The 20,327-nt window shown below is 63.1% G+C and carries 18 protein-coding genes; 10 read left to right on the top strand and 8 right to left on the bottom strand.

What is annotated here, in order from left to right:
• Positions 1 to 142: 142 nt before the first annotated feature.
• Positions 143 to 1,312 carry a PLP-dependent aspartate aminotransferase family protein gene (locus tag J2X57_RS09440; RefSeq protein WP_309866262.1) on the bottom strand — a complete coding sequence of 390 codons (1,170 nt, stop codon included), beginning with the start codon at positions 1,310 to 1,312 and terminating at the stop codon, positions 143 to 145.
• A 202-nt stretch (positions 1,313 to 1,514) separates the two neighbouring features.
• On the opposite strand from J2X57_RS09440, the gene rfbB reads away from it, so the two are divergent.
• Genes rfbB through rfbD form a run of 4 tightly spaced genes read left to right on the top strand, consistent with a single transcriptional unit; the run spans position 1,515 to position 4,913 of the window.
• Positions 1,515 to 2,558 (top strand): dTDP-glucose 4,6-dehydratase, encoded by a 1,044-nt coding sequence (gene rfbB / locus J2X57_RS09445; RefSeq protein ID WP_043692427.1) that lies wholly within the window; start codon positions 1,515 to 1,517, stop codon positions 2,556 to 2,558.
• Positions 2,555 to 3,442, top strand: coding sequence for a glucose-1-phosphate thymidylyltransferase RfbA (gene rfbA / locus J2X57_RS09450; RefSeq protein WP_043692424.1), 888 nt, complete (start codon positions 2,555 to 2,557; stop codon positions 3,440 to 3,442). The genes rfbB and rfbA overlap by 4 nt, the downstream gene beginning before the upstream one ends.
• A complete protein-coding gene (gene rfbC / locus J2X57_RS09455; protein WP_309866269.1) occupies positions 3,439 to 3,996 on the top strand; it encodes a dTDP-4-dehydrorhamnose 3,5-epimerase in 558 nt (185 codons plus the stop codon). The genes rfbA and rfbC overlap by 4 nt, the downstream gene beginning before the upstream one ends.
• A complete protein-coding gene (gene rfbD / locus J2X57_RS09460) occupies positions 3,993 to 4,913 on the top strand; it encodes a dTDP-4-dehydrorhamnose reductase (protein ID WP_309866271.1) in 921 nt (306 codons plus the stop codon). The genes rfbC and rfbD overlap by 4 nt, the downstream gene beginning before the upstream one ends.
• 17 nt (positions 4,914 to 4,930) lie before the next feature.
• Here the strand turns inward: rfbD and glmS are convergent, their stop codons facing one another.
• The 5 genes from glmS to J2X57_RS09485 all read right to left on the bottom strand — a co-directional run bounded on the left by glmS (position 4,931) and on the right by J2X57_RS09485 (position 9,963).
• Positions 4,931 to 6,763 (bottom strand): glutamine--fructose-6-phosphate transaminase (isomerizing), encoded by a 1,833-nt coding sequence (glmS, locus tag J2X57_RS09465; RefSeq protein WP_309866273.1) that lies wholly within the window; start codon positions 6,761 to 6,763, stop codon positions 4,931 to 4,933.
• A gap of 14 nt (positions 6,764 to 6,777) precedes the next feature.
• Positions 6,778 to 8,148, bottom strand: a complete 1,371-nt coding sequence (locus J2X57_RS09470) for a pyridoxal-phosphate dependent enzyme (protein WP_036115776.1) — start codon at positions 8,146 to 8,148, stop codon at positions 6,778 to 6,780.
• Between the two features lie 209 nt (positions 8,149 to 8,357).
• Complete coding sequence (locus tag J2X57_RS09475; RefSeq protein WP_043692414.1) at positions 8,358 to 8,585, bottom strand: YdcH family protein; 228 nt, start codon at positions 8,583 to 8,585, stop codon at positions 8,358 to 8,360.
• Positions 8,586 to 8,749: 164 nt separating this feature from the next.
• On the bottom strand, positions 8,750 to 9,406 hold the full coding sequence (locus tag J2X57_RS09480; RefSeq protein ID WP_043692412.1) for a DUF4398 domain-containing protein: 657 nt from the start codon (positions 9,404 to 9,406) through the stop codon (positions 8,750 to 8,752).
• Entirely contained in the window at positions 9,406 to 9,963 is a 558-nt protein-coding gene (locus tag J2X57_RS09485; protein ID WP_036115784.1) for a DUF4398 domain-containing protein, read from the bottom strand. The genes J2X57_RS09480 and J2X57_RS09485 overlap by 1 nt, the downstream gene beginning before the upstream one ends.
• Positions 9,964 to 10,059: 96 nt before the next feature.
• Here J2X57_RS09485 and J2X57_RS09490 point away from each other — a divergent pair, with 96 nt between their 5' ends.
• The gene (locus J2X57_RS09490) at positions 10,060 to 11,169 is read left to right on the top strand and encodes a PilT/PilU family type 4a pilus ATPase (protein WP_036115787.1); all 1,110 of its coding nucleotides are present in this window, start codon (positions 10,060 to 10,062) and stop codon (positions 11,167 to 11,169) included.
• Between the two features lie 124 nt (positions 11,170 to 11,293).
• Here the strand turns inward: J2X57_RS09490 and maiA are convergent, their stop codons facing one another.
• On the bottom strand, positions 11,294 to 11,944 hold the full coding sequence (maiA, locus tag J2X57_RS09495; RefSeq protein ID WP_308846045.1) for a maleylacetoacetate isomerase: 651 nt from the start codon (positions 11,942 to 11,944) through the stop codon (positions 11,294 to 11,296).
• A gap of 235 nt (positions 11,945 to 12,179) precedes the next feature.
• Here maiA and J2X57_RS09500 point away from each other — a divergent pair, with 235 nt between their 5' ends.
• The 5 genes from J2X57_RS09500 to J2X57_RS09520 all read left to right on the top strand — a co-directional run bounded on the left by J2X57_RS09500 (position 12,180) and on the right by J2X57_RS09520 (position 17,833).
• A complete protein-coding gene (locus J2X57_RS09500; protein WP_308846046.1) occupies positions 12,180 to 13,361 on the top strand; it encodes a phosphoglycerate kinase in 1,182 nt (393 codons plus the stop codon).
• Entirely contained in the window at positions 13,361 to 14,011 is a 651-nt protein-coding gene (locus J2X57_RS09505; RefSeq protein WP_309866282.1) for an HAD hydrolase-like protein, read from the top strand. Before J2X57_RS09500 ends, J2X57_RS09505 begins: the two co-directional genes overlap by 1 nt.
• Before the next feature lie 116 nt (positions 14,012 to 14,127).
• Complete coding sequence (locus J2X57_RS09510; protein WP_309866285.1) at positions 14,128 to 16,047, top strand: M61 family peptidase; 1,920 nt, start codon at positions 14,128 to 14,130, stop codon at positions 16,045 to 16,047.
• Positions 16,048 to 16,120: 73 nt separating this feature from the next.
• On the top strand, positions 16,121 to 16,543 hold the full coding sequence (locus J2X57_RS09515; protein ID WP_309866288.1) for a hypothetical protein: 423 nt from the start codon (positions 16,121 to 16,123) through the stop codon (positions 16,541 to 16,543).
• An 81-nt stretch (positions 16,544 to 16,624) separates the two neighbouring features.
• Entirely contained in the window at positions 16,625 to 17,833 is a 1,209-nt protein-coding gene (locus tag J2X57_RS09520) for a hypothetical protein (protein WP_309866292.1), read from the top strand.
• Positions 17,834 to 18,168: 335 nt separating this feature from the next.
• Here J2X57_RS09520 and tkt read toward each other — a convergent pair whose 3' ends face one another.
• Complete coding sequence (gene tkt, locus J2X57_RS09525) at positions 18,169 to 20,181, bottom strand: transketolase (RefSeq protein WP_308846051.1); 2,013 nt, start codon at positions 20,179 to 20,181, stop codon at positions 18,169 to 18,171.
• Positions 20,182 to 20,327 lie beyond the last annotated feature (146 nt).

A 20,327-nucleotide genomic window follows, 5' to 3' on the forward strand; every position in this document is an offset into this window, starting at 1 on the left:
AAAGGACTCGTGGTCCACGATGCCGTGAAACACGTTGACGCACCCTTGTTCGGGGTGCCAGTCGCGAAATCCGCACGGGTGGGATATGCGGACAAGCGCTTTTGCGCGCGGTCGAGGTCCTCCACCGTACAGCCGCTGCAAATCAGCTCCGCAGTGCGCGCGTAAGTTCGGAACGCAGATCTTCCACATCCTCCACACCCACCGACAGCCGGATCAACCCATCGCTGATCCCCAGCCGCTTGCGCGTCGCCGGCGGGATGGACGCATGGGTCATGATCCCCGGGTGCTCGATAAGGCTTTCCACGCCGCCCAGCGATTCGGCCAGGGCGAAAATCTCGCAGCGCTCGAGCATCTTGCGCGCCGCGCGAATCCCGCCCTTCACTTCCGCCGAGATGATCCCGCCGAAGCCATCCATCTGCCGGCGCGCCAGCGCGTGCTGCGGATGCGACTTCAGGCCGGGATAGATCACCCGCTCGATCGCCGGGTGCTTCTCGAGCCAACGCGCGATGTCCAGCGCCGACTCGCAGTGCGCCTTCATGCGCAGATGCAGCGTCTTCAGGCCACGCATCGCCAGAAACGAGTCGAAAGGACCCGCCACGGCGCCTACCGAGTTCTGCAGGAAACCCATGCGCTCGGCCATTTCGTCGTTCGCGGCGACCACGATGCCACCCACCATATCCGAGTGACCGTTGAGGTACTTGGTGGCCGAGTGCAGCACAAGATCAGCCCCGTATTCGATCGGGCGCTGCAGCATGGGCGAGCAGAAGGTGTTGTCCACCACCAGAATCAGGCCGTGCTTCTTTGCGAAAGCGGACAGCTTGGCCAGGTCGACCAGCTTCAGCATCGGATTGGTCGGCGTCTCCGCCCAGATCATCTTCGTGTTGGGCTTGAGCGCAGCCTTGAGGGCGACCGCGTCATTGAGATCCAGGAACGTAAAATCCAGACCGGCGGAGCGTCGACGAACGCGCTCGAACAGCCGGTAGGTACCACCGTAGAGGTCGTCCATGGCGATGACGTGGTCACCCGAATCGAGCAGGTCCAGCACCGTGGAAGCGCCGCCCAGGCCGGAGCCGAAGGCGAAGCCCGCGACTCCACCTTCCAGGTCGGCCACGCAGCGCTCGTAAGCCATGCGGGTCGGGTTCTGGGTGCGCGAGTACTCATAACCCTGGTGCTTACCGGGGCTGGACTGCACGTAAGTAGAGGTCGCATAGATCGGCGTCATGATGGCGCCCGTCGACGGATCGGGATGCTGCCCGGCGTGAATGGCACGCGTGCCCAGACCCAGTACTTGCGTCGCTTTCTTGGAAGCCATTGATCTACCTGAAATAATTGTTCCGAGCGCGCACCATGCGCCACGGCAAAGCGACTTATATTACCGTCTTGCCGGTCTCTCGGCTGAGGAGTCTGAAGCGATATTCATCAAGTCCCCGTGCAAGGGGACGGCGCGGGCCCAATCGCCCATAATCGGCGCCATCGCCACCGGGAGCTTGCCGGGGCCATCGATAAGGTTCTTCATGCCCACATTACTGGTCACCGGCGGTGCCGGCTTCATCGGCGGAAACTTCGTCCATCGCGCCATGGCCGCTGGCCACCACGTGGTCAACCTGGACAAGCTGACCTATGCCGGCAACCTGTCCACACTGGCCTCGCTCAGGAACCATCCTGACCACGTCTTCGTGGAAGGGGATATTGGTGATGCCGCGCTGGTGGCCGCACTCCTGGCGGAGCACCGGCCCGATGCCGTGCTTAATTTCGCCGCGGAGTCCCATGTCGACCGCTCCATTGACGGGCCGGCGGCGTTCATTCAGACCAATGTGGCGGCGACGCTCACCTTGCTGGAGGTGACCCGCGATTACTGGCGCACGCTCGACGAGGACGGCGCGAAGCGCTTCCGCTTTCTGCACGTATCCACGGACGAGGTGTACGGCTCACTTGGCGCCGAGGGGCGGTTTACCGAAGACACACCGTATGCGCCCAACTCGCCCTACTCCGCGTCCAAGGCGGCATCCGATCATCTGGTCCGCGCCTTCCATCACACGTATGGCCTGCCGACGCTGACGACGAACTGCTCGAACAACTACGGGCCTTACCAGTTCCCCGAAAAGCTGATCCCGCTGGTCATTCAGAAGGCGCTGGCGGGCGAGCCGCTGCCGGTCTATGGGGATGGCCTGAACGTGCGCGACTGGCTCTTCGTCGAGGACCACTGCGACGCCATCGCCGCGGTGCTGGACAAGGGAAGCCCCGGCGAAACCTACAATGTAGGTGGAGACAGTGAGAAGACCAACATCGACGTGGTCCGGGCGCTTTGCCGCTTACTCGATCAGCGGGTACCCGGCGCCACACCGCGCGAGTCGCTGATACGGTTCGTCCGGGACCGTCCGGGACATGACCGCCGCTATGCGATCGATGCCGGCAAGATCCAGCGTGAACTCGGCTGGACACCACGCAACGATTTCGTTTCGGGCCTGGCACGCACCGTGGACTGGTATCTGGCCAACCAGACATGGGTGAGCAGTATCCTCGACGGCAGCTATCGGATGGAACGACTCGGACAATGAAGAATCGCAAGGGAATCATCCTGGCCGGAGGATCGGGCACACGGCTGTATCCGATCACCCAGGGTGTCAGCAAGCAGCTCCTGCCCGTGTACGACAAGCCGATGATCTACTACCCGCTGGGCACGCTGATGCTGGCCGGTATCCGCGAGATCCTGGTAATCAACACGCCCCACGAGCAGAGCATGTTCCAGCGCTTGCTCGGCGACGGATCGCAGTGGGGTATTTCGATCGACTATGCAGTGCAGCCAAACCCGGATGGCCTTGCTCAGGCGTTCCTCATTGGCAAGGACTTCCTCGACGGCGCCCCGAGCTGCCTGGTGTTGGGCGACAACATTTTCTATGGTGACGGGCTGATCGAACGCATGCGCCGTGCCGCCACGCGCGAGCGCGGCGCAACCGTGTTTGGCTACTGGGTACGTGACCCACAGCGTTACGGCGTAGCTACCCTGGGCACCGATGGCAAGGTGATCGACATCGAAGAAAAGCCGACCCACCCTAAGTCGAACCATGCGGTCACGGGCCTTTATTTTTACGACGAGCACGCGCCCGCCTACGCCTCCGAGCTGACGCCCTCGGTGCGCGGCGAGCTCGAGATCACGGACCTCAACCGACGTTATCTGAGCCAGCAGGAGTTGCACCTGGAACAGCTCGGCCGCGGTCACGCGTGGCTGGATACAGGAACGCACGAGTCCCTCATGGAAGCGGGCAACTACATCCAGACCATCGAAAACCGGCAGGGCCTCAAGATCTGTTGCCCTGAGGAAATCGCGTTCGTCAATGGCTGGATAGATCGCAACCAGCTTGTGCGCCTGGCAGAGCCCCTGTCCAAAGTAGGCTACGGACAGTATCTTCTGCGCCTCGCCGAGCAGGATGGACCAGCGTGAAATGCATTGCCACTCAGTTACCCGGCGTCGTCATCGTCGAACCGACGGTATTCGGCGACGAGCGCGGTTTCTTCTACGAAGCGTTCAATCAGGCGCGCTTTGCCGCTCACGGCATTGACGCCAGCTTCGTGCAGAGCAACGTCTCCAAGTCACGCCGTGGCGTATTGCGCGGACTGCACTATCAGTGGCCGAACCCGCAGGGGAAACTGGTCAGCGTTCTCGACGGTGAGGTTTACGACGTCGCCGTCGACATCCGACCTGACTCGCCGCACTTCGGAAAGTCCGTAGCGGTCATGCTCTCGGGCGAGAACAAGCGGCATCTCTGGATCGCCCCCGGTTTTGCCCACGGCTTTTGCGTCGTCTCCGAGCAGGCGACGTTCACCTATCAGTGCACGACCGTATACGACCCTGCCGCCGATGCGGCGATTCGCTGGAACGATGCGCGCTTCGCCATCGACTGGCCGGTCACCGACCCCGAACTCTCGCCGAAGGATCGGAAGGCCCCCCTCTTCGACGAGGTGCCGCGCGAGCGGCTACCCGATTACGTGCCGTGAAGATCCTGCTGCTCGGGGCCGAAGGTCAGCTGGGCGGCTACTTGCAACGGTCGCTTGCTGACATAGGCACGGTACGGGCATCGTCGCGCCGTGCTCTCGATGAATCGCTGCGCATCGATCTTAAGGATACGGGGGGGCTACTATCGCTCCTCGCCAGAGAGAGCCCCGACCTGGTGGTGAATGCGGCGGCGTACACGGCCGTGGATCAGGCCGAGTCGGACAGCGCTGAGGCCATGCTGACCAACGCAGCCCTCCCGGCGGTGATCGCCTCGGTGATCACGTCATGGAATGGTGCGCTCATCCACTTTTCGACCGATTACGTATTCGACGGAATGGGTACCCGGCCATATGTCGAACACGACCCGACCGGGCCGCTCGGCGTTTACGGAAAGAGCAAGCTCAGCGGAGAGATCGCACTCTCCCGAATGAGCGCGGATCATCTGGTATTGCGGACCGCCTGGGTCTACAGCCTGCGTGGTCGTAATTTCCTGACGACCATGCTCCGACTCGGCGCCGAGCGCCATTCGCTGACCGTCGTGGACGACCAGCATGGGACGCCTACGAGTGCCGGCTTCCTCGCGAAAGCCACCGCACGTATCGCGCAGAAGTGGATGACGGAACGCCAATCACGTCGCGAGGCGAGCGGCATTTACCATCTGACAGCAAGCGGCGAGACAACATGGCATGGTTTTGCACAGGCCATATTCGAAGAAGCAGTTCAAGCAGGCCGTTTGAATGCAGCCCCATTGTTGCTTCCAACCGATACGGCGGGGTTTCCGACGCCCGCGAAGCGCCCCGCATGGTCTGTGCTCGACACGACCAGAGTGCAAACGGTTTTCGGCATCACGCCGCCGGACTGGAGAAGCGAACTGCGTACGGTAATGAGCGGCGCTTACGACGCAGGATCATCGACATAACCCCAACGGCGCGTCACTCATTCCACGGTCACCGACTTGGCCAAATTACGCGGCTGATCCACATCGGTGCCGCGCATCACGGCCACGTGGTACGCAAGCAGCTGCATCGGAATCGTAAACACAGCCGGCGCGATCAAATCGCCACCACCGTCGACGCGCACCGTCGCGATGTTCTCCTGCGAATCTTCATCGAGTTCCGCGCGCTCGTCCGCGAAGACGATCAGTTCACCGCCGCGTGCGCGGACTTCCTGCAGATTCGACTTCAGCTTGTCCAGCAGCGGGCCATTCGGGGCCACGGCCACGATCGGCATATTCTCGTCGACCAGCGCCAGCGGGCCGTGCTTCAGTTCGCCCGCCGGATAAGCCTCGGCGTGGATGTACGAGATTTCCTTCAGCTTGAGCGAGCCCTCGAGTGCCACCGGGAACTGCGCACCACGCCCCAGGAACAGCGCATGCTGCTTGGCCACAAAGTGGTCGGCGATCGTGACGATCTCCGGCTCACTCTTCAGCGCGTTCTCAATATAGCGTGGCAGCGACTGCAGCTCCTTGCAGTGCTCGAGGTACTTTGCCTCGTCCAGACCACGACGGCGGCCGAGGTCCAGCGCCAGCAGGGCGAATGCGGTGAGCTGCGTGGTAAAGGCCTTGGTTGAGGCGACGCCGATCTCCGGGCCCGCTCGTGTCATCAGACGCAGATCGGACTCGCGCACGACGGACGACTCGGGCACGTTGCAGATCGCGAACGTAGCGAGGTAGCCGCGACGACGCGATTCACGCATAGCCGCCAGGGTATCGGCGGTTTCGCCCGACTGGGAGACGGCGACGAACAGCGTGTTCTCGGGCACGACGACATCGCGGTAGCGGTATTCGCTGGCCACTTCGACGACGACCGGGATACGGGCGAATTCCTCGATCCAGTACTTGGCGACCATACCGGCGTGGTAGCTCGTACCGCAGGCCACGATATGGATGGTGCGCGTCTTGTCGAGTATCGGATCGGCGTCGATGCCGAAGATATTGGGCAACACGCCGTGCGGACCGATGCGCCCTTCGAGAGTGTCGGCCACGGCACGCGGCTGCTCGAAGATCTCCTTTTGCATGTAGTGACGGTATTCGCCGCGCTCGACCGAGTCGGCACTGATCTCGCTCTCGTGCGCGGTACGGTCGACACGCTTGCCATCGAGATCGAACACCTCGACGGTTTCACGGGTGATCTCGACGACGTCGTCTTCCTCGAGGTACATCATCCGGTTGGTGACCTTGATCAGCGCCTGCGCGTCCGATCCGAGGAAGTGCTCACCGATGCCGATGCCGACCAGCAGCGGGCAGCCGCGGCGGGCACCGACGATGCGCTCGGGCTCGTCCAGGCTCATCACCGCGATGGCGTAGGCGCCTTCGAGTTCGCGCACGGCGGCGGTAACCGCTTCGCGCAGCGGCTTGCCGGCCTGCACGTGCTCATCGATGACCGCGCCCATCACTTCCGTATCGGTCTCGGAATGGAAGGTACGACCCTTCGCCTTCAGACCTTCACGCAGCGACGCGTAGTTCTCGATGATGCCGTTATGCACGATAGCGATGCGACCCTGCACGTGCGGATGCGCATTCTTCTCGCTGGGAACGCCGTGCGTGGCCCAGCGCGTGTGTGCGATGCCGGTGCCACCGGGGACGGGATCGGCGTCGTACAGCGCTTCCATCTCGCGAACCTTGCCCTTTGCACGCACCCGGCGAATCTCGCCAGCGTCCGCGATGGCCATGCCCGCGGAGTCGTAGCCGCGATACTCGAGGGCTTTGAGGCCCGCGATCAGAATGGGCGCGATATCACGCTGAGCGACAGCGGCGACGATTCCACACATGGTTCGGATCCTTGTCAGTTAACTTTGCGGCGCAGGTAATTGAGCAGGTCGATCCGGGTGATCAGACCGAGGAACTGGTCGCCGTCGACGACGATGGCCACGTGACCCTTCTCGAACACGGGCAGGAGTGCCTCGATCGGCTCGCGGACCTGGAGCATTTCCGGCGAAGCGATCATCGCGGTGGACACGGGGTCGCGGAACTTCGCCTCGTCGGCATGCACGTGAAGCAGCACGTCCGATTCGTCGAGGATGCCGACGATACGGTCGCCTTCCATCACCGGAAGCTGCGAGACGTCGTAGAGCTTCATGCGGTTATAGGCGGTCACGAGCATGTCGTCCGGCTTGATCACGACCGTGTCGCGCTGGGCATACGGGCGCAGGATCAGATCGCGCAGGTCGTTGTAGCGCTCGCGTTCCAGGAAGCCGTTGTCCAGCATCCAGTAGTCGTTGTACATCTTCGACAGATACTTGTTGCCGGTATCGCAGACCAGCGTGACCACGCGCTTGGGCGTAGTCTGTTCGCGGCAGTATTTCAGCGCGGCGGCGAGCAGCGTGCCGGTGGATGAGCCACCGAGGACACCCTCCTTCGCCAGCAGTTCGCGCGCGGCCAGGAAGCTTTCCTTGTCGGTAATGGCGAATGCCTTCTCGACGAGCGAGAAGTCGCTGATCGATGGCAGGAAATCTTCACCGATGCCTTCGACCATCCAGCTGCCGGACTTCTCCGACAGGGTACCCTCGTTGATGTACTCGGCAAGGATGGAGCCCACCGGATCCGCGAGGATGATCCGCGTGTTCGGCGAGTGCTCTTTCAGGTAGGCGGTCAGGCCGCTCATGGTGCCGGACGAGCCACAGCCGACCACGATGGCGTCGACCTTGCCGTCCATCTGCGCGAGGATTTCCGGCCCCGTCGTCTGCACGTGCGCGAGCGGGTTGTCCGGGTTGCCGAACTGGTTGATGAAGTACGCGCCCGGGGTTTCGCGCGCGATGCGCTCCGCCATGTCCTGGTAGTACTCCGGATGTCCCTTGGCGACATCCGAACGGGTCAGCACCACTTCCGCACCCATCGCCTTGAGGTTGAAGATCTTTTCCCGGCTCATCTTGTCCGGCACGACCAGCACCAGCCGGTAGCCCTTCTGTTGGGCGACCAGCGCCAGGCCGAGACCAGTATTGCCGGCGGTACCTTCCACGAGGGTGTCGCCCGGCTTGATCTTGCCGGCGCGCTCGGCGCCTTCGATCATCGACATGCCGATACGGTCCTTGACGGATCCGCCCGGGTTGGCGCTCTCGAGCTTGAGAAAGAGCTCGCACGGGCCCGCGTCCAGGCGCTGGGCGCGCACCATCGGGGTATGACCGATCAGGTCGAGGACGCTGTCATGAACACTCATTGAAACTCCAATCGTCTGGAACGGCGCGGCCCCTGCGACCTCGCCCTATGGGCGCACATCATAAAGGGTGTGCCTGTGAACGGATGCCCGGCTGATTGGCGGAGGCGAAAGGGGGTAGGGGAGGGGTCGCGCGCGGGGCGCGCTCCTACACATGCAAAACGGGCACCTTTCGGCGCCCGTCGGTCAATTAATGAACTGATTGAGGGTGGTCAGTGTGGCGACTTTTGCCAGCTATCCCACATTCGCTGCAGCTTTTCCTTCGCCTGCAGCTTTTCCTTCTTGAGGCCCCCAAGGCTTACGTCGTCGATAGGCAGACAGCCGATGTTGGCGTCACGCAACTTGGTATCGAGTTCCTGGTGGCGATAGAAGAGACGACGGGTTTCCGCATCGGCATGGATGAACTTTTCGACGTCGTCGCGCTGCTGGTTTTCGAACATTGCAAACTCCTCGCGGTGGGATCGGCCCGATGCGCGGGCCGGTCGTGAGGGGAGCCATGCGGGCAAGTTCTTCGCATGCTCCGGCAGGACCGGCACCCTGAATTTTCGGGTGCCGGGAGACCGAAGCTACTCCGCTAGCCATGCGCCTGCAAGAGCGATATTTCTCAGTTGCCGTCGGTTTTCTTGCTCTTTTTCGGTGCAGGCGTGGAGGCTGGCGCCCCACCGTCGGACGAGTTCATATCACGCATGGCACGCGCGGCGGCCTCGGCCAGCGCGGCCTGCTTCTTGGCGGCGTTAGCCACCTTGGCCTGTGCCGCGGCGACCTGTTTGGCCTTGTCGCCTTCAGCCTTGGCCTGCTCCAGCGCCTGGGCGTAGTCGACACCCTGCTGCTGCAGGCGGGCGGCCTCTTCCTGGATCATCTGGTTCTGGGCACGCTGCTGCTCGAGCTGGCGACGGGCCATCTCGGCGTCGAGCCGACTGGCCTCCAGCAGGATGGCGTCATGCTCGCGGTCCAGCTGAGCGCTCTTGGCCTGGGCATCCTGGTACTGGGCCATCGCCTTGGCGATGTCCACCCGGCGCTCGGCGACATACAGCAGATGGCCGTGCTCCTTGTCCTTGGGACGGAACTGGGCCATCTGGCTGATCGCTTCGCGGGCGCGAGCCTGTTCAGCCTGGGCGTAATTGCCCAGCACGGGGTCCGACGACAGCTGGTCCAGGCTCGAATTGAGACGGCGGATGTCCAGGTCGTCCGTGGCGGCCATGGCACTGCCCGCGGCAAGCGCAAGGGCCAGCGCGGAGGTAAGGAGGGTCGAACGCTTCATCACTGGCCTCCCTGGTTGGTGGACGGCTGGATCTGGTTGCCCGAATTGTCATTCAGGGGCTGGGTCTGACCACCGACCGGCGGCTGAGTGCTGTCCGTCGGCTCGGGCAGGACCGATTCGGTTTCCTGCACGTTGGTCGGGATGGGCACCGTGTCGTTGGCATGGTTGTCGATCATCTCGACGCGCATGCGGGAGTTTTCCTGACTCTTGGCCGTGTTCTGGGCGCGGGCGGCACCCAGACGGGCCTTGGCCCGGGCCAGTTCGCTGTCGGCACGCGACTCGTCGGCGAGCACCGCCGCCTCGTCGTACTTGCGGCTGGCCATCGCGGCCTGCGCCTGACGGAATTTTCCCTGCGCATAATCGAGATCGACCGGCGCATAATCGGCCGCTCCGGCGTCTCTGGCAGCCTGCAGCTGGGCCAGTGCCTGGTTCATCGAGCCGTCGGGTGGGGGGGCGCTGGCACAGCCGGCGAGCGTAGCGATACCAAGGCCCAGGGCGGCCTGAGCAATGAGCCGGCGGCCCTTGGAAAGGGCTTTCGACGGCAAGTTGTGCACCATCACTCGTTCCTCGTACAGGTTTGCGAGATATTGTCGATATATATAACGGTCAGGCTATGACCTCGACTCGATTGTAATGAACGTCCGGGGGTTTAGGTGGATATCGGTTATTTCCTTAAGCTGATGGTGGACAAGGGCGCGTCGGATATGTTCCTGACGACCGGCGCCCCTGTGAACATCAAGGTGGAAGGCAAGCTGTACCCGTTGGGAAATACCGGCCTGCCGAGCGGCATGGTCAAGAAGATCGCCTATTCGCTCATGGACGAGGGTCAGGTGCCGCAGTTCGAGCGCGATCTCGAGCTGAACATGGCCCTGGCCGTGAAGGAAGCCGGCCGCTTCCGTATCAACGTGTTCAAGCAGCGCGGCGAGATCGGCATGGTCATCCGTGCCATCAAGAGCGAGATCCCCTCGCTGGAAGAGCTGCAGCTGCCGACGATTTTCCGCGATCTGATCATGGAGCCACGCGGCCTGATCCTGGTCGTGGGCGCTACCGGCTCGGGCAAGTCCACCACCCTGGCGGCCATGCTCGACCACCGCAACAGCAACAGCTCGGGCCATATCCTCACCATCGAGGACCCGATCGAGTACCTGCACCGGCACAAGCGGTCCATCGTCAACCAGCGTGAGGTGGGACTGGATACCCACAGCTATCACGAGGCGCTGAAGAACGCGATGCGCGAGGCCCCGGACGTCATCATGATCGGTGAGATCCGCGACACCGAGACGATGGAGGCGGCCATCTCGTTCTCCGAGACCGGTCACCTGTGCCTGGCCACCCTGCACTCGAACAACGCCGACCAGACGCTGGAGCGCATCCTCAACTTCTTCGGCGAGTCGGCGCACAAGAACGTGCTGATGAACCTCGCCCTCAACCTGCGCGCGGTGATCAGCCAGCGCCTGGTGATCGGCAAGGACGGCCGCCGCATGCCGGCGACCGAGGTGCTGCTCAACACCCCGCTGATCCGCGACATGATCCGCCGCGGCCAGATCCACGAGGTGAAGGACGCCATGGACCGCAGCCTGCAGGAAGGCATGCAGACCTTCGACCAGTCGCTCTACCGCCTGTACAAGGACGGCAAGATCACGCTCGAGGAGTGCCTGAACAAGGCGGATTCGCGCGATGGCCTGGCGCTGAAGATTCGTCTGTCGGAAGGTGCGACGGGCAATGAGTTTGCTTCGAGCGATCCCTACGGAATCGGGGTCTGACACCACCCACTAATGTAGGAGCGCGCCCCGCGCGCGACAGCGGCAGGGCAGGGGTTGCAGAGTCACCGCTTCTTCGCTTCGTTGGCTTTTCGCGCGCGGGGCGCGCTCCTACGTGGTTCTGAAGTCAGGCTGGAGCGTCTGGCTGAACTTCCGGGGCCGCCCGCTGGAACGCCTCGAGCGCATGGCATGCCTCCACCACTCGCCGGATCGTCGGATACGACGCCAGATCCACCCCCCAGCGCAACGCGTTGTAGAACTGCGGGACGAGACAGCAATCGGCCAGCGTCGGCGTATCGCCATAGCTGAACGTTCCTGCGGCACCCTCAGCGAGCAGGGCCTCGATGCCGTCGAAACCGTGCTGGATCCAGCGCCGCGACCACCCCTCTTTCGCCGCCTGATCGGCCCCGAATTCCGTCTCGATCGCTTGCAGGACACGCAGATTACCCAGCGGGTGGATATCCGTGCCCACCGCCTGCATCAGCTCGCGGACTTTCGCCCTGCCCTGCGCATCCGCTGGCATCAGGGCCGGATCCGGCCGGGTCTCGTCGAGGTATTCCAGGATCGCCATCGACTGGCGAATGACGCGATCGCCGTCGATCAGAGTCGGGAGCTGGGCCTGGGGGGAGAGCTCGCGGTAGTCGGCTTTCAGGTGTTCGCCGCCCTCGTTGACCAGATGCACGGGGCGCGCTTCGTAGTCGAGACCTTTGAGGTTGAGGGCGATACGGACGCGATAGGCGGCGCTGGAGCGCCAATACGTGTAAAGGGTGAGGGACATGAGGGACTTCCTTCGCGGGGACTTCGCGATTCTAGCGCCGGGACCGGGGCAAGCCTTGCCGCGCTGCCGCGCGTGTCGCCAGCGGGGCTGGCTCCTACAGGGCTACGGCAGACCTGTAGGAGCCAGCCCCGCTGGCGACCTGTAACAGCCAGCCCAGCTGGCGACACGGATTTGCGCCACCCCATCAAGGACGCGGACAATGGAGAATTCTCCTTCCCCTAGCTGGAGCCTCACCGTGCCCGTCATCCGCATGCAAGACCTCGACCTCAAAGGCAAGCGAGTCCTCATCCGTGAAGATCTGAACGTGCCTGTCGAGAACGGCAAGATCACGTCCACCCAGCGCCTCGATGCCTCCCTGCCCACCATCGTCGCCGCGCGCGACGCTGGCGCGAAGGTCATGGTCATCTCGCACCTTGGCCGGCCAAAGGAAGGCGAATTCGACGAAGCCTCCTCGCTCAAGCCGGTGGCAGAATGGCTCGGCGACAAGCTGGGCAAGGACGTCCGCCTGGTCCGCGACTATCTCGATGGCGTCGACGTGGCCGACGGCGAGGTGGTCGTACTCGAGAACTGCCGCATGAATGTCGGCGAAGGCAAGGACGATGAGGCCCTGTCGAAGAAGTACGCCGCCCTGTGCGATGTCTTCGTCATGGATGCCTTCGGCACCGCGCATCGCGCGCAGGCGTCGACCCACGGCGTGATCCGTTTCGCTCCCGTCGCCGCCGCGGGTCCGCTGCTGGCGAAGGAACTGGATGCGCTGGGCAAGGCGCTGGAAAACCCGCAGAAGCCGCTGCTCGCCATCGTCGCCGGATCCAAGGTGTCGACCAAGCTCGAGTTGCTGCAGAACCTCGTCGGTCGCGTCGAGCAGCTGATCGTCGGCGGCGGCATCGCCAACACGTTCATCCTCGCCTCCGGCCACAAGGTCGGCAAGTCGCTGGTCGAAGCGGACCTGCTCGACACCGCGAAAAAGATCATGGCGGATGCCAGGGCGCGTGGCGCCGATGTGCCGGTGCCGACCGATGTGGTCGTCGCCACCGAGTTCTCCGCCACCGCCAAAGCCACGGTCAAGGCGGTGGATCAGGTCGCCGACGACGAGATGATCCTCGATATCGGCCCGGATACTGCGAAGCGCTATGCCGACCTGATCGCCAAGGCTGGTACGGTCGTCTGGAACGGCCCGGTCGGCGTGTTCGAGTTCGATGCGTTCGGCAAGGGCACGGAAACGCTGGCGCGTGCCATCGCTTCGTCGAAGGCCTTCTCCATCGCCGGTGGCGGCGACACCCTGGCGGCCGTCGACAAGTACGGCATCGAAGACGGCGTGTCGTACATCTCGACGGGCGGCGGCGCCTTCCTCGAATTCCTCGAAGGCAAGGAGCTGCCGGCCGTGGCCGCGCTCAAGGCTCGCGCGGATTCGAAGTAATGCTGATTCTCTTCGACCTGGACGGCACCCTCATCAACTCGGAGATCGGCATCTTCGCCGGCGTTCGCCATTCGCTGGCAACCGTCGGCGCGGACGTTCCGGACGACACCGTGCTGCGCTCATGGATCGGTCCTCCACTTCGGGTCAGCTTCGGTGAGCTCCTGAATGGTGACAGCGAACGCGTCGAGCAAGCCGTCGCGGCTTACTCGCAGCGCTTCCACGATGTCGGCTGGTCCGAGCACACCGTGTACCCAGGCATCGCCGACCTGATCTCCGCACTGGCGGGCGCCGGTCACAAGCTGGCGGTCGTCACCAGCAAGGTGCGTCCGCATGCGGAGCCGATCATCGCCCACCTGCCCTTCGGCGACGCGTTCGATGCGCTCTATGCGCCCGATCCGTCGACGTCGAAGAGCGAGAAAGCCGAGATGATCGCCGCGGCGATCGCGGACTTCGGGCACATCGTGGACGACGTGATCATGATCGGCGATCGCCACTTCGACATCGACGGCGCGGTCGCCAACGGTGTTCGTGGCATCGGCGTCCTCTGGGGCTTCGGCGATCGCGAGGAACTGGAGACGGCCGGGGCCTGGAAGGTGGTTGAAACACCGGCTGAAATCGCAACACTGGTGGGTGCCACCGTTCCCCGCTGAGGCCTGAATGGACGACCGGGCGGCCATGCCGATGGTCACTGGGTGCCCCGCGACGATGCGCTTATCGTGGGGGGCACCCAGCTGGCACCACTTCTTCCCGCCAAGGTTCGCACCGCATGCGCGTCGTTGCTTCCACCGTCGTTCTGTCCTTCTTCTTCGCTCAGGCAAGCCTCGCTTCCGAAGGCCCGCAGCCGGCACCCCTTCCCCCGCCGATTCCTGTCGCACGCGATGTGCCTTTCAACGGGCAGATAACGCTGGATGTCGACGCATCCAACCTGAGCCAGCGCATCTACCGCGTCCGGGAGTCGATCCCGGTACAGGCAGCGGGACCCATGGTCCTCCTGTACCCGCAATGGGAAACCGCAAGCCATGCCCCGACGGCGTCGGTAGCGGGCCTCACAGGCTTGACCGTCGTATCGAACGGCCGGCCCCTGAAATGGGAACGCGATACTGTCAACATGTTCGCCTTCCATGTGGACGTTCCGGCCGACGCGAAAGCGCTCGACGTGTCGTTCCAGTACCTGTCGCCCTTCAGTCTTCGCCAGGGCGCCGTTGTCATGACAGCGTCCACGGTCACGGTACCCTGGCAAAACGTTGTGCTTTACCCGGCAGGGTGGTTCACGCGCAATATCCCTGTAAGTGCACGAGTTACCTTGCCAAATGGCTTCGCCTCCGCCACGGCGCTGGAGAACAGCCCGGGCGATGCCACAGGGTTTCGCACCACCTCACTGGAGACACTGGTCGACTCGCCCGTCTACGCGTCGCGCCACGTCGGGCGTTATGCGCTAGCGCGCAGAGGCGAAGCGCCGGTCACCCTGAATGTGTTTGCCGATGACGAGCGCAGGATCGCCATCAAACCAGCCCAACTCGACGCGCTTCGGGCGATGGTGCAACAGGCAGGCAAGGTGTTCCCGACGCGGCATTACCGACACTACGATTTCCTGCTGGCGCTGGACGACGCGCTACCCGGCCCCGGCGGCAGCGAGCAGGCACAGTCCAGCACCGACACCTTGCCGCCCGACTATTTTGCCGGCGACGAGCGCGACCTCATCAATGCCGATCTGCTGGCGCATGAGTTTGTCCATTCGTGGAACGGGCGCTATCGCCAGCCTGCCGATCTTTGGACAGCTGACTTCAACACGCCCGTACGGGGGAGTCTGCTCTGGGTCTACGAAGGCCAGACCGAGTTCTGGGGGCGCTTGCTGGCGGCGCGATCCGGACTGCGGACGAAACAGGAAACGCTGGATGCTCTCGCGGTGGGCGCGGCGCAAGTGCTCGCTCAGAAGGGACGCACCTGGAAGTCGCTGCAGGACAGTACCAACGACGCGATAATCACGGCCGGGGGCCATTCAACGTCGTGGCGCGACTGGCAGCGACGCGAAGACTATTACGGGGAAGGCGTCTTTTTGTGGCTGGCTGTTGACGCAGAGATTCGTGAACGCACTCACGACGCGAAAAGTATCGACGACTTTGCCCGCGAGTTCTTTGCTGGCGGTGCGGTAGGCGACACAGTGACAAAAACCTATACCTTCGACGACGTGTGCACCGCTTTGCGCCGCGTCGCGCCCAACGACTGGGCGACGTTTCTGCGGAAACGGCTCGACACCCACGACCCAGCCGACACACTCGACGGCATCGAGCGGGAGGGTTATCGGCTGGTCTTCGATGGCAACCCCACTGACTACGCCAAGGCGAGTGAAGCAGACAGCGACGTACAGGATTTCTCGAGTGCGGTCGGCATGACTCTGGGCAAGGACGGAATGATCCGAAGTGTCGCGTGGGATGGGCCGGCTTTCGATGCCGGCGTGGCACCTGGCATGCGGGTGGAAAGTGTGGATGGAAGACCTTACTCGGCAGACGCCCTGCGCTCTCTTCTGACCGTTGCCGCGCCTCAGCGTCTGACCCTCGGCCTGAGCGCCAACGACGCAAAATCCAGCGTTAAGATCCAGCCGACAGGGCCATTGCGCTATCCCCACCTCCAACGGATTGGGGGCACGCCGGATCGATTGGCGAACCTGCTTACACCCCTCCACTGAGCATACGGGCACTTTCGCTATCGACCCGGCTGAACTATCTTCCGCATAACGGCCCCGCGTCCAAGGAAGAATCATGCGTTTGTCGAACTATCTGCTCATCATGCTCGTCGCCTCGGCTGGTCCCGCGGTCGGCATGGCTTCTGAGAGCACATCAGTAGCCGGCCCGAGCCTCAACCTCACCCCCCCCGCAACGCAGGTGGTATTCGTACCTCCACCGTCGCTACTGGTCGCGAAGCCGACTTCATCGTCCTCGTATGCTTCGCCGTATCATGAGGCCATCGGTACGGCTTTCGCCAATCGGCCCCGCTACAGCGCAACGACGCGCTGGGTCACGACTGCGGTGATCACCGCGCTCGCCGCCACAGGCAATATTACAGGCGCTGTTCCCGGCAATCAGAGCGATCCCATCAAGCGAGCCGATCAGCCACCGACGATGAGCGACAGTTCTTTCGGCTCGTTCGGCGCCTTCAGCGGCGGCATAGGCGGCGTGCACTAATCGTTCTCGCGGCGGCCGTTACCCGCAGGCTTGTTCAAGATCACGTAGAATCAAACGCCACGCCAGACGGACACAGCGTCAATGAGAGCCATCGCAAGCGACCTGGAGGGTCGTCGCGGGATCTCCGCCCTACGAATGTGGGAGTACGTGCCCCGGTCACTGAAGCAGGTGGTCATCCCGTTCCTCGTATCGCGTGCCCTGATCGTCCTGATACTGACGGCAACGCCACTGTTGGCGCAGATACCCCTTGACCAGTGGAATCACGACGACAGCACCGCCGTAAAACTGTCGAGAGAGGCCATTACGACCGGCCTACGTAATGTCGCCACGGGAAGCGATGCAGGCTGGTATTACTCGATCGCCCATGACGGCTACGAGCAACGGCGATTCGATACGACACGACAGGCCAACTGGGCGTTTTTTCCCCTTCACCCGATGCTCTGGCGCGGCGCTTCGCACCTGACGGGAGAATGGCTCTGGTCAGGGATCCTGCTGTCGAATGCGTGCTTTCTGCTTGCTCTGACAATGTTGTGGCAACTGGCACGAACGCTGACCGACTCACAACGGATGGCCGACCACGCCGCAATCTTCGCCAGCTTCTGGCCCGCCAGCTATTTCGCAATGCTGCCGCATACTGAAGCATTGTTCTTCGCCCTCACCTGCCTGTCCGCGCTAGCATCCAGGCAGGGGCGGTGGGGCGGCGTGGGCATTGCGGGAGCCTTCGCGTCAGCCACCCGCTTCAACGGACTTTTTATTGCGCCGATGGCCGTCATGGATTGGCTGAAGGGCGACAGGCGCCCTATGGATCTGCTCAGAATCGCACCGGTCGTGGCTGGCGCCGCCGCCTATATGACTTATCTCTGGGTCATCACCGGCAATCCGTTTGCGTTCAAGGATATCCAGGTCGCGTGGGGGCGCCATCTCGGCATGCCGTGGGGCGCCCTCACCGAGTACGTCGCTCGCCCGCACAGACTGGCAGCACCCTGGAATCCGAGGCTTCTACACTTCGGCATCACCACCCTCGGCATCTGCAGCGTCGTAACCTGCTGGAAGCGAGGCTGGCGAGGCCTTGCTGTCTTCACCGCTCTCACTCTTCTGGCACCGATGGCCACCGGCACGCTGACTTCGATGACGCGTTACGCAGGCGTAGCTCCGGGCATCTACGTCGCCCTGGCGGTATGGAGCGAGCGCTGGCATCGATTTGGTCAGATCTGCACCGCGACGTTCGCCGTGGCATTGGCACTGCTTTGCGTGATGTTTGGGCTGGGGATCAATATCGCGGGGGCCTGAAACACGGATCTCTACAGCAAGGGAAGCATCTGGAAAATCCATCACCAACCGACAGCACGCAAGGCATCCCGACGCCGATCTGGACGCCTATGGCAAGGCAACCGTCCGCTGCCGCAACGGACCTTCAGCACAACAGGCGATGATCGCACCGTTCGCAATACCTTCGCCTCCAGTCACTCCGGTGCCACCACCGCGGAGCTATTAGCTTGGCGGGATAGCGCCTGCTCCTTTCTGACACGGCAAACCGCTACGAGACTTAGCGGCCTTAATGGCGAACACCGAAAAAAAAAACCTCAGGATTACTCCTGAGGTTTTTTTATCGAACTACCACCTACTTACTTGACGACACTCTTGACCGCATCGACCACAGCCGTGGTCGTGATGCCGAAGTGCTCATACAGCTTGTCGATCGGGCCCGAGGCGCCGAAGGTCGTCATGCCGACCGCCGTGCCGTCGAGGCCGACGTACTTGCTCCAGAAATCGACGCTGGCGGCTTCCACCGCCACGCGGGCGCGGCACCACGACGGCAGGACGCCTTCGCGGTATTCGGCCGGCTGCGCGTCGAATTCCTCGGTGCAGGGCATGGAGACGACGCGGACCGGGATGCCCTGGTCGCCGAGTGCCTGTGCGGCTTCGACGGCCATACCGACTTCGGAGCCCGTGGCGATGATGATCGCCTTGAACTTCTCGGCCGATTCCCAGAGGACGTAGCCGCCCTTGGCGATGTTGGCGACCTGCTCTTCCGTGCGCGGATTATGCTTGAGGTTCTGACGCGAGAAGATCAGGCACGACGGGTTGCCCGTGCGCTCGATCGCCTTCTGCCAGGACACGGCCGACTCGACCGCATCGGCCGGGCGCCACACGCGGTTGTTCGGGATCAGGCGCAGCGAACCGAGGTGTTCCACCGGCTGATGGGTCGGACCATCTTCGCCCAGACCGATCGAGTCATGCGTGTACACGTGGATCGCGTGAGCCGGGATCAGGCAGGACATGCGCACCGCGTTGCGGGCGTAGTCGGAGAAGACCAGGAACGTCGCGTCGTACGGCACGAAACCACCGTGCAGCGCGATGCCGTTGGAGATCGCCGACATGCCGAACTCGCGCACGCCATAGTGGATGTAGTTGCCTTCAGCACCGCCGTCGGCGATGTTCTTGGAACCCTTCCAGATGGTGAGATTCGACGGAGCCAGATCCGCGGAGCCACCGATCAGCTCGGGAAGCAGCGGACCGAACGCGTCGAGCGCCATCTGCGATGCCTTGCGCGAAGCCACGACCGGGCCTTCGGCCTGAAGCTTGGCGATGTAGGCGTCGGAATCCTTCTTCCAGTTGCCCGGCAGCTCGCCCGAGGTACGACGCTTGAACTCGGCGGCGAGTTCCGGGAAAGCCTTCGCATACGCGTCGAACTTTTCGTTCCAGGCCTGCTCGCTCTGTGCGCCCTTCTCCTTTGCCGACCACGAATCGTAGATGGTCTGCGGGATTTCGAAAGGACCGTAGTTCCAGCCCAGGCGCTCGCGCGTGAGCTTGACTTCGTCCGCACCCAGAGCGGCACCGTGCGAGGATTCCTTGCCTTCCTTGTTCGGCGAACCGAAGCCGATGATCGTCTTGCAGATGATCAGCGAGGGCTTTTCGCTCTGGCTGGTGGCCGAAGCGATGGCCTTCTTGATGGCGTCGCCATCGTGACCGTCGACCGGCTTGTCGTCGTCACCGACCACGACGTTCCAGCCGTATGCGCGGAAGCGCTCCGCCGTGTTGTCGGTGAACCAGTCGTGGACTTCGCCGTCGATCGAGATGCCGTTGTCGTCGTAGATCGCGACGAGCTTGCCGAGCTTGAGCGTGCCGGCGAGCGAGGACACTTCGTGCGAGATGCCTTCCATCAGGCAGCCGTCACCGACGAACACGAAGGTGTGGTGGTCGACGATGTCATGGCCGGGGCGGTTGAAGCGCGCGGCGAGGACTTCCTCGGCGATCGCGAAACCGACCGCGTTAGCCAGACCCTGGCCGAGTGGACCGGTGGTGGTCTCGACGCCCGGGGTGTGGTGGTACTCAGGGTGGCCGGCCGTGCGATAGCCCAGCTGGCGGAAGTGCTTGAGGTCTTCGATGCCGAGGTCATAGCCCGTCAGGTGCAGCAGGGCGTACTGGAGCATCGAGCCGTGACCGTTCGACAGAACGAAGCGGTCGCGATTGGGCCAGTGCGGGTTCGTCGGGTTGTGATGAAGGAAATCTCCCCACAGAACCTCGGCGATGTCGGCCATGCCCATGGGCATGCCCGGATGACCGGAATTGGCGGCTTGGACACCATCCATGGCCAGGGCGCGGATCGCGTTTGCGCGTTCGCGGCGTGTCGTCATCGGCATTCTCCAGTTAACAGGCGGCGGAAAAACCACGATTGTCGCGCATCCGGCATGAGCTTGTCGTGGATGTTCATGCCGCGGCAGGGAAGTTAACCAAGCCTTAATCTTTTAGTTCTGCTTTTTGAATCTCTTCAGGTACGAAG

Origin of the sequence: Luteibacter sp. 1214 (genome assembly GCF_031455395.1) — a bacterium.
GTDB lineage: Bacteria > Pseudomonadota > Gammaproteobacteria > Xanthomonadales > Rhodanobacteraceae > Luteibacter > Luteibacter mycovicinus.

What these genes read in the sequence shown, in the direction of transcription:
- J2X57_RS09440 (WP_309866262.1), bottom strand. Translation starts at nt 1,312, where the DNA reads ATGGCTTCCAAGAAAGCGACGCAAGTACTGGGTCTGGGCACGCGTGCC.
- rfbB (WP_043692427.1), top strand. Translation starts at nt 1,515, where the DNA reads ATGCCCACATTACTGGTCACCGGCGGTGCCGGCTTCATCGGCGGAAAC.
- rfbA (WP_043692424.1), top strand. Translation starts at nt 2,555, where the DNA reads ATGAAGAATCGCAAGGGAATCATCCTGGCCGGAGGATCGGGCACACGG.
- glmS (WP_309866273.1), bottom strand. Translation starts at nt 6,763, where the DNA reads ATGTGTGGAATCGTCGCCGCTGTCGCTCAGCGTGATATCGCGCCCATT.
- J2X57_RS09470 (WP_036115776.1), bottom strand. Translation starts at nt 8,148, where the DNA reads ATGAGTGTTCATGACAGCGTCCTCGACCTGATCGGTCATACCCCGATG.
- J2X57_RS09475 (WP_043692414.1), bottom strand. Translation starts at nt 8,585, where the DNA reads ATGTTCGAAAACCAGCAGCGCGACGACGTCGAAAAGTTCATCCATGCC.
- J2X57_RS09480 (WP_043692412.1), bottom strand. Translation starts at nt 9,406, where the DNA reads ATGAAGCGTTCGACCCTCCTTACCTCCGCGCTGGCCCTTGCGCTTGCC.
- J2X57_RS09485 (WP_036115784.1), bottom strand. Translation starts at nt 9,963, where the DNA reads ATGGTGCACAACTTGCCGTCGAAAGCCCTTTCCAAGGGCCGCCGGCTC.
- maiA (WP_308846045.1), bottom strand. Translation starts at nt 11,944, where the DNA reads ATGTCCCTCACCCTTTACACGTATTGGCGCTCCAGCGCCGCCTATCGC.
- J2X57_RS09505 (WP_309866282.1), top strand. Translation starts at nt 13,361, where the DNA reads ATGCTGATTCTCTTCGACCTGGACGGCACCCTCATCAACTCGGAGATC.
- J2X57_RS09510 (WP_309866285.1), top strand. Translation starts at nt 14,128, where the DNA reads ATGCGCGTCGTTGCTTCCACCGTCGTTCTGTCCTTCTTCTTCGCTCAG.
- J2X57_RS09515 (WP_309866288.1), top strand. Translation starts at nt 16,121, where the DNA reads ATGCGTTTGTCGAACTATCTGCTCATCATGCTCGTCGCCTCGGCTGGT.
- J2X57_RS09520 (WP_309866292.1), top strand. Translation starts at nt 16,625, where the DNA reads ATGAGAGCCATCGCAAGCGACCTGGAGGGTCGTCGCGGGATCTCCGCC.
- tkt (WP_308846051.1), bottom strand. Translation starts at nt 20,181, where the DNA reads ATGACGACACGCCGCGAACGCGCAAACGCGATCCGCGCCCTGGCCATG.